Origin of the sequence: Niallia sp. RD1, assembly GCF_024219955.1 — a bacterium.
GTDB lineage: Bacteria > Bacillota > Bacilli > Bacillales > Cytobacillaceae > Niallia > Niallia alba.
On sequence record NZ_CP100420.1, the window covers coordinates 3,764,283 to 3,777,517 of the forward strand.

The window sequence follows — 13,235 nt, forward strand, 5'->3', positions numbered from 1 at the left end:
TTGAAGGCGTTACTTTATATTAGAAGTAGCGCCTTTTCAAGTTATTTACTTTTGTTTTAAAATAGTTTATTATCATACATAGAAATTCTATATACATAGAAAAACTATATATTATAATAAACCTTTAAATATTTTAAGTTGAGAAATTACAATCAATGAAGGAGAAGAAAGAAATGAAATTTACTAAAATAGGTCTGATTTTTCAATTAATATTTGTACTAACAATAACCATCTTTAATCCAGTTCGTGTATATGTAATGAATCACTACTCAGTTTACCCTGTAGCTTTATGTGAATTGTTTATAGGTTTAATAAGTCTTATTTGTGGAGTAATGGGACTAATAAAAAAAGAAACTACTGGTCTTTCAAATTTTGTATTAATTTTTGGTTTACTCATCTGCTTTTATTTTGTATTTCTATATCTATTAGGAGAAGCAGGTAATCCACCAGCAATTCCTTGGTTTTATTCAAACTAAAAAGTTCATAAGTGATACTGTAAAAGGCGGTTTACTTATTGCTTATGTCATTGAATAAGTTTAAGTATATTTTGGAAAACCGGAACTTTTAATGATATTTGTTCGTAATTAGAGTAAATCAAAATCAAGAGAGGGTTTTTTAGGAATGGAAATTGGGGTAATGATGGTAAAATTATGAGTATTTAAAAATAAGTGGTATTGTTAATTGAAGATATGATGAAATTTTAATAACAAATGATAACATGTTTTCGCATGAGATAGATTTGCTTTCAAGAACGAAAATTTTCATTATTTGTAGAGAGTTTCAAATAAAGCCATTATTGAACGAATTATAAAATTAAATATATAAAATGTTCACACTTTCGTCATAAGTCACAATATTGAAATTTTTACAATCCTGTATAATTAATCCTATAACTTATTCTGTTGTGGAGACGATTCTAATGATTGCAAAAACGCGAAAGTCTTTTGCTTGCTATCTATTAATATTTTTACATGTTTTTCTTGGAATAGGTGCTATTTTTGGTGGAAGTCTGTTGATGTTTTCTCCTAACGGATTAATTTTGTCAATGCCTTTGGAGATGCTGGAAAATAGCCCTTTTAATAATTTTTTTATCCCTGGACTTATATTATTTGTTGGATTAGGCATTCTGCCAATAATTACTGCCATTTATCTTATCTCTGAAAAATCATTAAAAATTGCCGAAAAGTTAAGTCTTTATAAAGAAACTCATTGGTCGTGGAATATTTCGTTGTACATTGGTTTTATCTTAATTATTTGGATTATAATTCAATTGTATATTATTCAAGGAGTAGCTTTTATTCATGTCTTCTACATCTTCCTAGGAATCGCCATTCAATCTATTACTCTTCTTCCTACTGTTAAAGCACATTACACAAATAATTGACAATTGATCAAAAGGTGTAAATCGTGAGCAGTTAGCTATTTGTTCCTTCTTTTAGGTAGAAATTATGAAAGTAGTAGTTGAATAGATTTAAGAGCAGAAATTTTGCAACAATCATCGAAATCCATTATGCTGAAAATAGGTTTACCATATCTATATAGTAAAATGGTATAGGAGATTAAAACAGGTAGGAGATGGAAAAATGAACGTAACAATTACAGATGCTGCCGTTCAAAAATTCCGCAGCTATGTCGTTCCTGAAGGAGCAGTTTATCGCTTAGGTACAATATTTAGTGGGGGCTGTAGCTATGTCTATAATTTTGATTTAGCGGTCGATTTTCCAAAAGAAGGGGATAAACCATTCGAAGATAATGGATTAACCATTTATTTAGATCCACTGACAATCAAGCATATAAATGAAGATTTAAAATTTGATTATGTACAAGGAAAAGGATTTCGTCTTATTGGACCAAGCGAAATTTATTCCTTTCATTTGGAAGTAAAACAAAAAGCAAATAAAGGATAAAAGGAGAAATCAGGCACTCGATATAGGGTCTGATTTTTTTAGTCAAATAAATAGTATAAGGGTATTAGGAAGAAGGATTGTATAAGTAGGTGTCGAAATATTTACTGACATAGTGTTTTAGTATTTTTATCAATATACTACTCTTTACAGAAAAAATATATGCAAGGAAGTGAATAGTTTGATTAAATATGAATCTCTCCATCATGTAAGTCTTACTGTTACAGATTTAGAAAAAGCCAAACATTTTTATGAGAATATTCTCTGCTTAAAAGAATTACCGCGTCCCGATTTTGATTTTCCTGGTGCTTGGTATGAAATACAGAATCAACAACTTCACTTAATTGTCTATCCTACCTCACAGACCATTCGAAAAGATAAAACGTTAAACAGTCGAGAAGGGCATTTTGCACTTAGAGTCGAGAACTATTATGATACGCTGAATTGGTTAAAACAAAACAATGTCAATATCTTGGAAAAACCTTATGGAGTTAGTGGATTTGCACAAATTTTCTGTGCGGATCCTGATGGTAATTTGATTGAACTAAATGTGGATCAAAAAGATTTATAAAGAATAATAAAAGATAAATTTTTTTCATAGCAATTTCTTCTCTTTGTATTTTTGGGGTTTTTCGTTTATTTTTAACTTTAATGAGTATACTATCTTTACAAAAAGGAAAGACCTTGCTATCATTATGGATAATTTAATCGAAAACACAGTAATGGCGATGAAGAGAAGAGTAAATAAACGAATTCTTTAAAGAGAGCTCCAGGTGCTGAAAAGGAGTAAGAATTATTTATTGAACCAAGACTCTGAGCTTTCACATTGGAACTTATTAGAGGGATAGTGTGACAGGAGCTCCTGTTATAGAGCTAGGGTATAAGTATGTAACTACCGTACCTGAAGAGTTTAATATGGTGACATATTAATAAACTGAGGTGGCACCACGGATATAAAATCTCGTCCTCAAGACTAATTGTCTTGGGGGTGGGATTTTTTTTATTGGATATAAATGATTTTTTTCAAAAAATGGAGGGATTAAAATGAAGGAAGAGAAAGTAGAATTAGATAATAATTTGGAAAAAATAGTGGCAGAGGATTTACAAAATGGAGCATTTAATCGAACTATTTGCACAAGGTTTCCTCCCGAGCCAAATGGTTATCTGCATATCGGGAGTGCCTATGCAATCCATATGAACTTCATGATTGCTCAAAAATTCAACGGGAATTTTAACCTGCGTTTTGATGATACCAATCCTTTAAAAGAAGAAAGCGAATATGTGGATTCAATTATGGAAGATATTAAGTGGTTGGGATATTCTCCTCAGGATCGTATTTTTTATGGATCCGACTATTCCAATGAAATATTTAATGCAGCGATAAATTTAATAAAGAAAGGGAAGGCATATGTGTGTGAATTGTCCCCTGAGAAAATAAAGGAATATCGAGGAACGCTCACAGAATCTGGAAAAAATAGCCCTTATCGAAACAGATCAATAGAGGAGAATCTCAATTTGTTTTTGAGGATGAAAAGTGGTGAATTTCCAACAGGTTCGCATGTTTTACGAGCAAAAATCGATATGGGATCACCAAATATGAATTTAAGAGACCCAATTCTTTACAGGATTATTCACGCCAGTCATTATAGAACGGGTAATGAGTGGTGTATCTACCCGATGTACGATTTTGCTCATCCACTCCAAGATATGATCGAAGGTGTTACCCATTCCTTATGCTCCATCGAATTTAAAGACCACAGACCTTTATATGAGTGGGTATTGACAGAGCTAGAAATAAAGGATGCCCCAAAACAAAGGGAATTTGGAAGAGTGAATATAACTGGCGTAGTTACGAGTAAACGGTATTTAAGAGAATTAGTGTTAGGGAAGTTGGTAGATGGCTGGGATGATCCAAGATTACCAACAATCCGTGGACTTAGAAGAAGAGGATTTACTTCAGAAAGTATTCGTACCTTTATTCAAGAACTTGGATTTGTAAGGCATCAAAGTACAGCCGACATAGCAATGCTGGAAAGTACACTTAGAAGCGAATTGAAAGCAAAAGTACCTACTGTGATGGCAGTCTTGAATCCATTAAAGGTGACAATCACCAATTATCCTGAGGATAAGACAGAGCTTCTAACAATGGAAAATAACCCAGAAAATCCGAAATTAGGAAATAGAGATGTCATATTCTCAAAAGAGATTTATATCGAAAAAGATGACTTTATGGAAGTACCAATAAAAGGGTTTAAAAGGTTAGCTTTACATGCAGAAGTTCGACTAAAAGGAGCCTATTTTATACAGTGTAATGAAGTGATTAAAGAGGAAGACACTGGAGAAATTATCGAGCTTAGATGTACTTATGATCCAAAGACTAAAAGTGGAACAGGTTTTTCCGAGAGAAAAGTAAAAGGGACAATCCATTGGGTGTCTGCTCTAAATAGTGAAATAGTGGAAGTAAATCTTTTCGATAAATTATTCGAAGACGAAACGATTGTGAAAGATACGGAAAAAACGTGGGAGGAAAAAATGAATCCTAATTCTAAAGTTAGAATGAAAAATTGCCGAATAGAATCTTGGATTAAGGAGGCAAAAATCGAAGATAAGTTTCAATTTTTGCGACACGGATATTTTTGCGTGGATAAACACTCAACAGAAAATAAGTTGATTTTTAATAGAATTGTGTCATTGAAGGATTCTTGGAAGGGAAAACAAAAATAAAGTGGAAATCGAGTGCAAAAGTTTTGCACTCGATTTTTCATAACTAGCAATGATATAGACTAGGGATTCTAATTTTTAATGAAGCAATAGGAGGGAATAGATAATGGGTTCAAGGATAATACACTCGATTATTAGTAATAAAATTGCAAAGGCTTATCGATTGAATACAAAACAGCCTTTTGCTTGGTTGCATTGCTCCTGACGCTGTTTTTCATACGAAGAAAAAAACGTATCGCATTTCTTAATAGGTAAAGTAAGAGATTATACAAGAAGTGTTGGTTTTTTTGATAGGATAACTTTTCAGCAAAAAGAAAATGAATAAGCACCCTATTTAGGAAAGTATCGAATGCGATTTGAAATAATAGTTCAATCTGTTTAACAATAAATAAAGAATAAAAATAAATAAAAATTTATTGTAAAACGATAAATAATGTGGTATCTTTCTATAAGATAATAAATAGAGAGGTGCTTTTTTATGAAAAAAGGAACAACACTTTTTTTAAAGCTAGCCGTGATTCTTATTGGAATTCCAGTGCTTGCTTTAGGTATATGGGGTGTGTTTGACTTAACTAAAAATCCAGTAAATCCAGAATATGCCCATATACTATATCCAATTGTAATAGGGATCTACGTATCAGCAATACCGTTTTACATGGCATTATATCAAGCTTTAAGAATATTGGGGTATATTGATAAGAATGAAGCTTTCTCGGAAGTGTCAATAAAGGCATTAAGCCGTATAAAGAAAGATGCAATCGTAATTAGTATCATATATGTACTAATGATTCCTTTCATTTTTCTCTTAGCTCAAATAGAGGATGCACCAGGTCTCATTCTATTTGGAATGGTTCCAATTTTTGCTTCGATCGTAATCGCAGTCTTTGCCGCTGTACTTCAAAGACTGTTACAACAAGCGATTGATATAAAATCGGAAAATGATTTAACGGTCTGAGGTGAATGGAATGGGAATTATTATTAATATTGATGTGATGTTAGCGAAAAGGAAGATGAGCGTGACCGAACTTTCAGAGAGAGTTGGAATCACGATGGCGAATCTTTCTATTTTGAAAAATGGAAAAGCAAAGGCAATTCGATTATCTACATTAGAGGGAATTTGCAAAGCTTTAGACTGTCAACCTGGAGATATCTTAGAATATCGTAGGAATGAATTGGGTGAATAAACGGTATTTCAAGGGATTCGTTTCATGTATACACGAGAGTAATGTAACGTATTGAAAAACATTTCGAGAGGAGGAGAAATCAATGAAAATACCTTTTTTGTCTAAAAAACAATCAGAAGTACCTGTCCCTTATCTGAATGATATTATACCGGAACATATTGCTATCATTATGGACGGAAACGGACGCTGGGCGAAGAAGCGAGGCATGCCCAGAGTTGCTGGCCATAAAGAAGGAGTATCTACGGTCGTAAAAATTGTTAAGACAGCAGTCAAATGCAAAGTGAAAGTTCTGACACTTTATACGTTTTCTACAGAAAACTGGAAACGTCCAAAGCCTGAGATAGAGTTTATATTGAAACTTCCCAAGGAGTTTCTATCTATTTATCTACCAGATCTTATAGCGAATAATGTCCGTATAGAGGCAGTTGGTGATATGGAAAGACTTCCAGCTCATACGCGTAAAGCTATAGAGTATGCAATGGAACGTACTCAGAATAATGACGGTCTTTTGCTAAACTTTGCCCTTAACTATGGAAGCCGGCATGAGATTTTAAATGCGATGAAAGAGATGTTTTTGGATATAAACAATGGAAAATTTTCACTGGAAGAATTGGATGAACAGAAGTTTTCAGGCTATCTTTATACAGCTGGTATGAAAGAACCTGACCTTCTTATTCGTACAGGAGGGGAAATACGCCTGAGTAATTTCCTGCTTTGGCAGCTGGCATACACAGAGTTCTGGTTTACTGATATACTGTGGCCAGATTTCTCCGAGAAGGAATTTCTTCAAGCATTGGAAGTATACCGAAATCGAAAAAGAAGGTATGGAGGACTATAAGAGCGATACTTTTTGAGGTAAAATGGCGTTTATTTCTATTTGTTTTATAGAATTATTTAACTATCCTTAATAGTAACAAAATTAAGTGCCGATTAAAGCACCAATCGTATTTAGTATAAAATCATCAATAACAAGCTGCTTAAGTTTAGAAGGATAAAGGTCATCAGCTATCGAACTAAAAAATATAGGTACAGTGAAGGATGATGACAATGGAATTAATAAGACCATCAGCAAAATATAGTGAGCAATTAATGGAATACCGGGCAGCATTTTTACATGTTGGGGAACAACCATATGGTGGTACCTCTTTACAAAATTATGCTGACTTTAATGAATGGCTAGCCAAAGTGATTAATCAGGAAAATGGAGATAAATTGCCTTCAAATCGGGTTCCTGCTACTCAATTTTTGACGGTGATAGATGGGAAGTTAGTTGGACTGATTAATATACGCCATCGTTTAACACCAGAATTGTTAATGGAGAGCGGGCATATTGGTTATAGTATACACCCCGAAGAACGTCAGAAGGGATATGCAACAGAGCAGCTTCGTCTTAGTTTACAGGAAGCAAAAAAAATAGGATTAAAGAAAGTATTGGTAACTTGTGATAAAACAAATATTGCCTCAGCTAAAACGATTCAAAAAGTAGGAGGAATTTTAGAGAATGAACTAATAACCTCTGACGGTAAGGAAATTGTTCAGCGCTATTGGATAGAATTATAATGAATGGAACTGTAAAAATAGCTGGCATTATTGGCAGCTATTTTCCTATTTCACAAGTGGGAAAGTCGTGTTAAAAGTTTCCTGTAAGATTCTTACTGTCCGTAAAGGCCCGATTGGTTCAACTAACCATCAGTAGGGGAGGATGGAAAAACCCACTGATGGAAGTTTCACTTTATGATATGATTAATATATTTCACAAAAAGGTGGTAACGTAATGACAATTAGATGGGAAGAGATAACCTATGACAACTTAACTAACATAGAGAAGGTCTTTGAAATTTATGACGAAGCATTTCCTATTGAAGTAAGAGAGCCACAGGACATTTTCTATCAAAGTTTAGATTATGCAAAAACTAGGTTACCGAATGGATTTCGGTTCTTGGTCGGTTATGAAGGAGAACAGCTTGTTTCTTTTGCAACCGGGCACTATTTTGCGGAGGCGAATATAGGGTTTATTGTTTATATCGCTACTAATCCTCTAATACGAAGCAAGGGTTTAGGGACAAAAACATTAGTGAAAATAGAAGAATTATTAAATGAAGATGCCATTTCAGCAGGAAATGTTTCACTGCGTGCAACGATTTTGGAAACAGAGAAACAAGAAATCGTGCATAATAAAGCAGAAAAAGAAGACTGCATCAAAAGAAATCGTTTCTTCGAAAGAAATGGCTATAAAAAAATAGATGAAATTCAATACATACAGCCACCTTTAAATAACGGTGATAGCAATGTACCATTAAATCTTTTCATTAATAAGAATGATGTATCTAAAGAAGAAATCATTAAATATATTCAAATTATCTATAAAGAAAAATACTGCTTCGTAAATAGAATTGATAAACAGGTTCTAAAGAGTTGTTTAGAAATGATGGGGATTGAAAATGTCCACTTACCGAGCTAAAGAATAGTTTGTCTTAAACTCATGCATTTGGGTATAGTTATAGTTATATAACCACCGAATGTACTTGCAATAATTAACCCACTATATTTCTTAGAGGAGAAGCGCATGGAGAATAACGTTTTTGAACAAATGGCTAAAAGATACGATACAGAGGATAGAATGGAATTAGCGAAAGTTATTGTGAAGGAAGTAAGAGCAGAACTACATGACTGTAAATCAAAATCTTTAATAGATTATGGCAGTGGGACTGGTCTAGTTAGTTTAGAATTAGCGGATTTAGTAGATTCTATTTTGTTGGTAGACTCATCAGAACAAATGCTGGAGGTTGTGAAAGCTAAAATCATTCACAAGGAAATTATAAACTCACAAGTACTTTATTCCGATTTTACGCAAGAAACTCCTGAACTTAAGGCAGACATCATTTTAATGTCTCTAGTCCTTCTCCATATACCGGATACTAACAAGATTTTACAACAATTGTTTAATATTTTAAATAAGGACGGCCAGCTTATCATTATTGATTTTGACAAAAATGATAAAATAAATCATCCGAAAGTGCATAATGGTTTTTCTCATGAAGAACTGAAAAAAAAATTAGTTGATGCTGGATTTACATCAACTAAAATAAATACATTCTACTATGGAGAACGTATTTTTATGAATCAAGATGCTTCGATGTTCATTTCTAATAGTATAAAGTAAGATTGAAAAATGCAGATTCATCCATAGCTAAGGAGCAAGCGGAACCCCTTCCATGCTAATAGAAGGGGTCCCGTTTGTTTATTTTTTCTCCATCACAATAAATAAAACACCAATAACAATAAGAATCGAGCCAATCCAAAAGGTTACACCGATACTTTCTCCTAGAATAAGCCATCCAAGTAATGTTCCGACAACTGGTTGAAAGAAGAAAAAGATTCCACCACTCGAGGCGTTCAGCATTTGTAACCCACGGTTCCAAAGGAGAAATCCACCGGCAGTTGAAACAATCCCCAAATATAAGAGACCGCCCCAAATGGTTGGGTGTGTCCATCCAGACGTATCTATTACTTGTAACCTTGGCAACACAAAAGGTGTTAACACAACTAGAGCTACAGAAATGGAATAAGTCGTTACAACAATTTGTGAATAGTCACTTGGTAAAAGCTTTACAAGTACTGACATTAAAGCCCATGTTAAAGCTGCAATTAGAAGTGCTATTCCGCCTAATTTACTCGTTAAATCAATTTCCCCAATTCCAACAATAAAAAAAACTCCAGTTGTAGCGAGACATACGGAAAGCAGCTTTTTTATCGTCAATCGTTCTTTGAGCAATAAGCGTGCAAAAATAACCATAAAAGCAGGAGTGGAAGAAGTTATAATCGCGCCCATTTGTGCTGTGGACAGCATAGTACCCGTTTCTTGAGCAACAATTGAAATAGTATTTCCAATAATCCCGATGGCTATGATAATAAAAAAATAACGTTTTGCAATTCGCCATTTTTGGCGGGTGGCAAAACCAATGATAAGCAATGCCAAGATAGCGACTAAATAGCGTATCCATACAAGCTCAAGTGGGGGAATGACTGCTACTACCACTTTAACAACAACGTACATCCCACCCCAAATGCTGGCTGCTAATGTTAAATAGATTGATCCTAATATTGTGTTTTTCATTTTATTCTCCTCCGTTTATTAATAGGTACAAAAGCCCTCAACGGAGAAGTGTAGTCACTCTTCTCTCATTAAGAGCAGAAGTGTGCTACTGGTACATCATTTTCAAATAACGGATTCCAATACATGTTTATTTCACCTCTAACATTTTTCAATTTTGAATTTATTATAACAGAATTTGTTAATTTTAAGTTTGCTATTTTGTAATATATTAGATGGATTGTAATTTTCATGGAGAACGTCCTTCTTATACTCATTGAAACAGCAAGAAATCATAATGAAACTAATTGGATTAATAAACGTAAGTAGAATAAGAATCAATTCAAAAACCAATTGGAGGGGAAATGAAGAAAATTGTATTCTTGATATTATCAGGTTTTTTTCTATTTATGACAGGAATGTGACAAATTCAAAAACTAAACAAGTTCCTAAGAAACAAGAATAACCTAATAATGGAGGGTGATAAAATGAAAAAAGTTGTTTGGGCTATCATTACTTTCGGTGTAATTATTTTTGTTAACTGGGGCTTGGCTACCATTTTTCATAATAGTTTTATTGATTGGTCTTTGTTATCAGGATTGGCTGCTGCAATTATCATCGCCTTTTTTAACTCTTCTGGTGGTTTTACATCTGATTTGGCTGATGCAAGGCTTCAAAGTGGCAATAATGATGAACATTGGGCTGCAAAAGAAGTACGAACAAAAATAACTAGGCAAAAACGTAGTTTCCAATCTACCATTTCATTTTACGTTTCTTTAGGGTATACCATTATCGCGGGAATATTTTCTTTCTTTTATTTTTAAAAACATTAATTTCAATTGGAAACAAAGTTTTGCTAAAGGAAGGTAATGATTGAGCAAGATTAAATGTAGTGAAAAGTAGCGTACATCTATATAGTTCATTCAAAGTGATCAATGTATGATCACTTTTTTGATGTGAAAATTCAACAGTTGGAATATTATGTTATTATTAGTATAGAAAAATATAACAGGTTTATTTTTTTTTTTATAAAAAAAATAAGGAGATAGCTATTTTAGAAGCGTAACATTTTGTTATCAAATGGAAGAAATTAAAATGCCATTGGAGATTTTAAACCTCCAATGGTTAGTTGAACCAATCGGACCTTTACGGACAGTAAGACTCTCACCTATCTTCCTCGTATTCTCCTAAGCTTGAGGGGGGAGTCGTACTGTCCGTTAAGAGTGGGATAAAATGGTTCCGTTCTATTCAAAAGGTATTGAAAATCTCTTCTTAGGAAATGCAATTTATTACAACAAAGGTACGATGTAAAGTTACCTGCAAAAGGGGAAAAAAGATTGATTAACAAATTAAAAGAATTAGTGGGAAATTCAAGTGAAGAAGAAGTAAAGTCATTGTTATTTCTCATACTGTCACAAGTAAGTATGGAAGAACAGACAGAGGAGGAGCTTGTATTAAGCTTAAGAAGGACTTATCACAGTTACTTAAATTATAAAAAAGAACAAGAAAGACGCAATAATAAAAAAGATTATGAAGTTGCACATATTGTTTTTGGTGCTTCTGCTGCAGGGAGCTTAAGAAATACACTTAAAGAAATGGGTGTACAGGAGGAAGAAAAAATTATATGTTTTTCAGATAATTTCTCAATCGGTCCACTATGCAATATAGAAGAGAAAAAGGGACTTTCCCTTAGGCATAAATGGTTTATAAGCCATATTAATATGGATGAAGAGTACTTGTACAAGTATCAGCATAGCTTCAAAAATACTATTCTGGAATTGAAAGACGTGAGTGATCAAACTCGTATAATGATTTGGGCATGTGAGAATTCTGATGAACAAACAGCGCAACGTTTTATTCTTTCTTTATTAAAAAATAAAAAGAATGATATTTTCTTAATCAATCTCGTTGGAGCTTATAAAGAAATATTTGCAAAATCAGATTCAGAATATTTTCCTTTACATACTGGCGAGCTCTCATCTGAGGAGTTAAATGTAATTTATGAAAAAAATAAAACAGAACAGCCACTAACTTTAACGGAACGAAAAAGATATGAACAAGAATGGGAGGAGATTTCTAATCAAAGTAAGAATCTAAGAATCTGGAAAGATAGGAAAATACATAGTGTTGGTGAAGGCTATTACGATCGCTTTATAATCAACACAGCCAAAGCCCTACATAAGAAACACAATAATAAAGATTTTATGAAATCAGCTAGATTAATTGGGGAGATTATTGGGCATCTCAATCAGAAAATCGGTGATGAGTATTTTGAATACAGATTAATCCAATTGGTATTAAATGGAGTATTTGAAATAGAAGGAGTACCAAAAGCGATGAGGTTTTATAGTGTGAAGCTTCATGAGAAATATAGGAGTTAAAAAGTGATCATTCTTTGATCACTTTTTTCTTGATTTTTATTAGCAAATTCAAATGAAAAGTAGGAATTAATCCTATTTGTTTAAAAATAATTTCGGCCAAGAGTTAAATAGAACCGTCTTATTATTATAAGTAAGAAAGTAGGTGAGGGGCATAAGTACCGAGAATACCGAAGAAAATGAAAAAGAAGTAACTTTTATAAGACTTTTTCAGCAATACGAGCATGACATATACCGGATGGCTTATGTTTATGTCAAAAATAAAGAGGATGCATTAGATATTGTACAAGAAACCGCATATCGTTCTTTTCTAAAGCTTAGCAGTTTAAAGGATTTATCGTTGTTTAAGTCATGGTTATTAAAAATTGCGATAAACTGTTCCATTGATTTATTAAGAAAAAATAAGAAGTTAGTTTATTTCCAAGTGGAAAGTACATTAGAATCTTTAAGTCCTATTAAAGAGGATATTCCACTTTCAATATCTTTACAAGAAATATTAAAACATTTTATACAAATATTTAAGTCCGTTTGAATAGTTTCTTGACGAAGGACTCATTTTGTGACACAATAACTACCGAACGGTCGGTAGTTAATTGAAGGGGAGGTTATTAATTTGAATAAGTATTGGCTCATGGTTTTTAGTGCAGGGATTGTGGAGGTTGCATGGGTCTCTGGTCTAAAACACGCATCCACTTTTTTAGAATGGAGTGGAACCATTCTTGCAATTGTCATCAGTTTTTATCTATTAATATATACGACAAAGTATTTGCCAATTGGAACAGTCTATGCGGTATTTACAGGGTTAGGGACAGCTGGAACAGTGATTGCAGAAATAATTTTATTTAATGAACCAATTAATTTAGTGAAGATACTATTAATTTTAGTTTTATTAATTGGTGTGATTGGTTTAAAAATGGTAACGGATGAAGGAACGAATCAAGAGGAGGCTTGAGTA

General features: G+C 33.2%; 17 protein-coding genes and 1 other annotated feature. Of the genes, 15 read left to right on the top strand and 2 right to left on the bottom strand.

Translation table 11 applies throughout. The features are described from left to right. The first annotated feature begins 173 nt into the window (after positions 1-173). From NKG37_RS17890 to NKG37_RS17925, 8 genes are all read left to right on the top strand, one after another. On the top strand, positions 174-476 hold the full coding sequence (locus tag NKG37_RS17890) for a hypothetical protein (protein ID WP_016205180.1): 303 nt from the start codon (positions 174-176) through the stop codon (positions 474-476). 443 nt (positions 477-919) lie between these two features. After that, entirely contained in the window at positions 920-1,384 is a 465-nt protein-coding gene (locus tag NKG37_RS17895) for a hypothetical protein (protein WP_254415037.1), read from the top strand. 199 nt (positions 1,385-1,583) lie between these two features. Continuing rightward, positions 1,584-1,907, top strand: coding sequence for a HesB/IscA family protein (locus tag NKG37_RS17900; protein WP_016205178.1), 324 nt, complete (start codon positions 1,584-1,586; stop codon positions 1,905-1,907). 178 nt (positions 1,908-2,085) lie between these two features. Further along, on the top strand, positions 2,086-2,475 hold the full coding sequence (locus NKG37_RS17905; protein ID WP_212119943.1) for a VOC family protein: 390 nt from the start codon (positions 2,086-2,088) through the stop codon (positions 2,473-2,475). Positions 2,476-2,623: 148 nt separating this feature from the next. Further along, positions 2,624-2,876, top strand: a binding site (T-box leader). Positions 2,877-2,948: 72 nt separating this feature from the next. Beyond that, a complete protein-coding gene (locus NKG37_RS17910) occupies positions 2,949-4,628 on the top strand; it encodes a glutamine--tRNA ligase/YqeY domain fusion protein (RefSeq protein ID WP_254415038.1) in 1,680 nt (559 codons plus the stop codon). Positions 4,629-5,103: 475 nt separating this feature from the next. Then, positions 5,104-5,580, top strand: coding sequence for a DUF2975 domain-containing protein (locus NKG37_RS17915; RefSeq protein ID WP_254415039.1), 477 nt, complete (start codon positions 5,104-5,106; stop codon positions 5,578-5,580). A 10-nt stretch (positions 5,581-5,590) separates the two neighbouring features. After that, the gene (locus NKG37_RS17920) at positions 5,591-5,809 is read left to right on the top strand and encodes a helix-turn-helix domain-containing protein (RefSeq protein ID WP_016205173.1); all 219 of its coding nucleotides are present in this window, start codon (positions 5,591-5,593) and stop codon (positions 5,807-5,809) included. A gap of 82 nt (positions 5,810-5,891) precedes the next feature. Then, the gene (locus NKG37_RS17925) at positions 5,892-6,647 is read left to right on the top strand and encodes an undecaprenyl pyrophosphate synthase (protein ID WP_212119937.1); all 756 of its coding nucleotides are present in this window, start codon (positions 5,892-5,894) and stop codon (positions 6,645-6,647) included. Between the two features lie 81 nt (positions 6,648-6,728). On the opposite strand, the gene NKG37_RS26140 is transcribed toward NKG37_RS17925, so the two are convergent. Beyond that, positions 6,729-6,857, bottom strand: coding sequence for a hypothetical protein (locus NKG37_RS26140; RefSeq protein ID WP_302183188.1), 129 nt, complete (start codon positions 6,855-6,857; stop codon positions 6,729-6,731). Between NKG37_RS26140 and NKG37_RS17930 the strand changes: the two genes are divergently transcribed. The 3 genes from NKG37_RS17930 (at position 6,851) to NKG37_RS17940 (ending at position 8,972) form a co-directional block, all read left to right on the top strand. After that, positions 6,851-7,369 carry a GNAT family N-acetyltransferase gene (locus tag NKG37_RS17930; protein ID WP_169189663.1) on the top strand — a complete coding sequence of 173 codons (519 nt, stop codon included), beginning with the start codon at positions 6,851-6,853 and terminating at the stop codon, positions 7,367-7,369. The two genes, NKG37_RS26140 and NKG37_RS17930, sit on opposite strands and share 7 nt — an antisense overlap. A gap of 214 nt (positions 7,370-7,583) precedes the next feature. Further along, positions 7,584-8,270 (top strand): GNAT family N-acetyltransferase, encoded by a 687-nt coding sequence (locus NKG37_RS17935; protein ID WP_254415040.1) that lies wholly within the window; start codon positions 7,584-7,586, stop codon positions 8,268-8,270. 105 nt (positions 8,271-8,375) lie between these two features. Then, complete coding sequence (locus tag NKG37_RS17940) at positions 8,376-8,972, top strand: class I SAM-dependent DNA methyltransferase (RefSeq protein ID WP_016205169.1); 597 nt, start codon at positions 8,376-8,378, stop codon at positions 8,970-8,972. Positions 8,973-9,050: 78 nt separating this feature from the next. Here NKG37_RS17940 and NKG37_RS17945 read toward each other — a convergent pair whose 3' ends face one another. Further along, complete coding sequence (locus tag NKG37_RS17945; RefSeq protein ID WP_254415041.1) at positions 9,051-9,926, bottom strand: DMT family transporter; 876 nt, start codon at positions 9,924-9,926, stop codon at positions 9,051-9,053. Between the two features lie 464 nt (positions 9,927-10,390). Here NKG37_RS17945 and NKG37_RS17950 point away from each other — a divergent pair, with 464 nt between their 5' ends. From NKG37_RS17950 to NKG37_RS17965, 4 genes are all read left to right on the top strand, one after another. Beyond that, positions 10,391-10,726 carry a hypothetical protein gene (locus NKG37_RS17950; protein WP_254415042.1) on the top strand — a complete coding sequence of 112 codons (336 nt, stop codon included), beginning with the start codon at positions 10,391-10,393 and terminating at the stop codon, positions 10,724-10,726. A gap of 513 nt (positions 10,727-11,239) precedes the next feature. Then, the gene (locus NKG37_RS17955) at positions 11,240-12,283 is read left to right on the top strand and encodes a DUF1835 domain-containing protein (RefSeq protein ID WP_254415043.1); all 1,044 of its coding nucleotides are present in this window, start codon (positions 11,240-11,242) and stop codon (positions 12,281-12,283) included. Positions 12,284-12,518: 235 nt separating this feature from the next. Then, positions 12,519-12,812 carry an RNA polymerase sigma factor gene (locus NKG37_RS17960; protein ID WP_254415044.1) on the top strand — a complete coding sequence of 98 codons (294 nt, stop codon included), beginning with the start codon at positions 12,519-12,521 and terminating at the stop codon, positions 12,810-12,812. Positions 12,813-12,893: 81 nt separating this feature from the next. Then, the gene (locus NKG37_RS17965; protein WP_101731307.1) at positions 12,894-13,232 is read left to right on the top strand and encodes a DMT family transporter; all 339 of its coding nucleotides are present in this window, start codon (positions 12,894-12,896) and stop codon (positions 13,230-13,232) included. The last annotated feature ends 3 nt before the right edge of the window (positions 13,233-13,235 follow it).

Excerpts from the sequence above, each read along its gene's own strand:
- NKG37_RS17920 (WP_016205173.1), top strand. The coding sequence starts at position 5,591 with ATGGGAATTATTATTAATATTGATGTGATGTTAGCGAAAAGGAAGATG.
- NKG37_RS17960 (WP_254415044.1), top strand. The coding sequence starts at position 12,519 with ATGGCTTATGTTTATGTCAAAAATAAAGAGGATGCATTAGATATTGTA.
- NKG37_RS17940 (WP_016205169.1), top strand. The coding sequence starts at position 8,376 with ATGGAGAATAACGTTTTTGAACAAATGGCTAAAAGATACGATACAGAG.
- NKG37_RS17915 (WP_254415039.1), top strand. The coding sequence starts at position 5,104 with ATGAAAAAAGGAACAACACTTTTTTTAAAGCTAGCCGTGATTCTTATT.
- NKG37_RS17950 (WP_254415042.1), top strand. The coding sequence starts at position 10,391 with ATGAAAAAAGTTGTTTGGGCTATCATTACTTTCGGTGTAATTATTTTT.
- NKG37_RS17930 (WP_169189663.1), top strand. The coding sequence starts at position 6,851 with ATGACAATGGAATTAATAAGACCATCAGCAAAATATAGTGAGCAATTA.
- NKG37_RS17900 (WP_016205178.1), top strand. The coding sequence starts at position 1,584 with ATGAACGTAACAATTACAGATGCTGCCGTTCAAAAATTCCGCAGCTAT.
- NKG37_RS17910 (WP_254415038.1), top strand. The coding sequence starts at position 2,949 with ATGAAGGAAGAGAAAGTAGAATTAGATAATAATTTGGAAAAAATAGTG.
- NKG37_RS17895 (WP_254415037.1), top strand. The coding sequence starts at position 920 with ATGATTGCAAAAACGCGAAAGTCTTTTGCTTGCTATCTATTAATATTT.
- NKG37_RS17890 (WP_016205180.1), top strand. The coding sequence starts at position 174 with ATGAAATTTACTAAAATAGGTCTGATTTTTCAATTAATATTTGTACTA.
- NKG37_RS17935 (WP_254415040.1), top strand. The coding sequence starts at position 7,584 with ATGACAATTAGATGGGAAGAGATAACCTATGACAACTTAACTAACATA.
- NKG37_RS17945 (WP_254415041.1), bottom strand. The coding sequence starts at position 9,926 with ATGAAAAACACAATATTAGGATCAATCTATTTAACATTAGCAGCCAGC.
- NKG37_RS17925 (WP_212119937.1), top strand. The coding sequence starts at position 5,892 with ATGAAAATACCTTTTTTGTCTAAAAAACAATCAGAAGTACCTGTCCCT.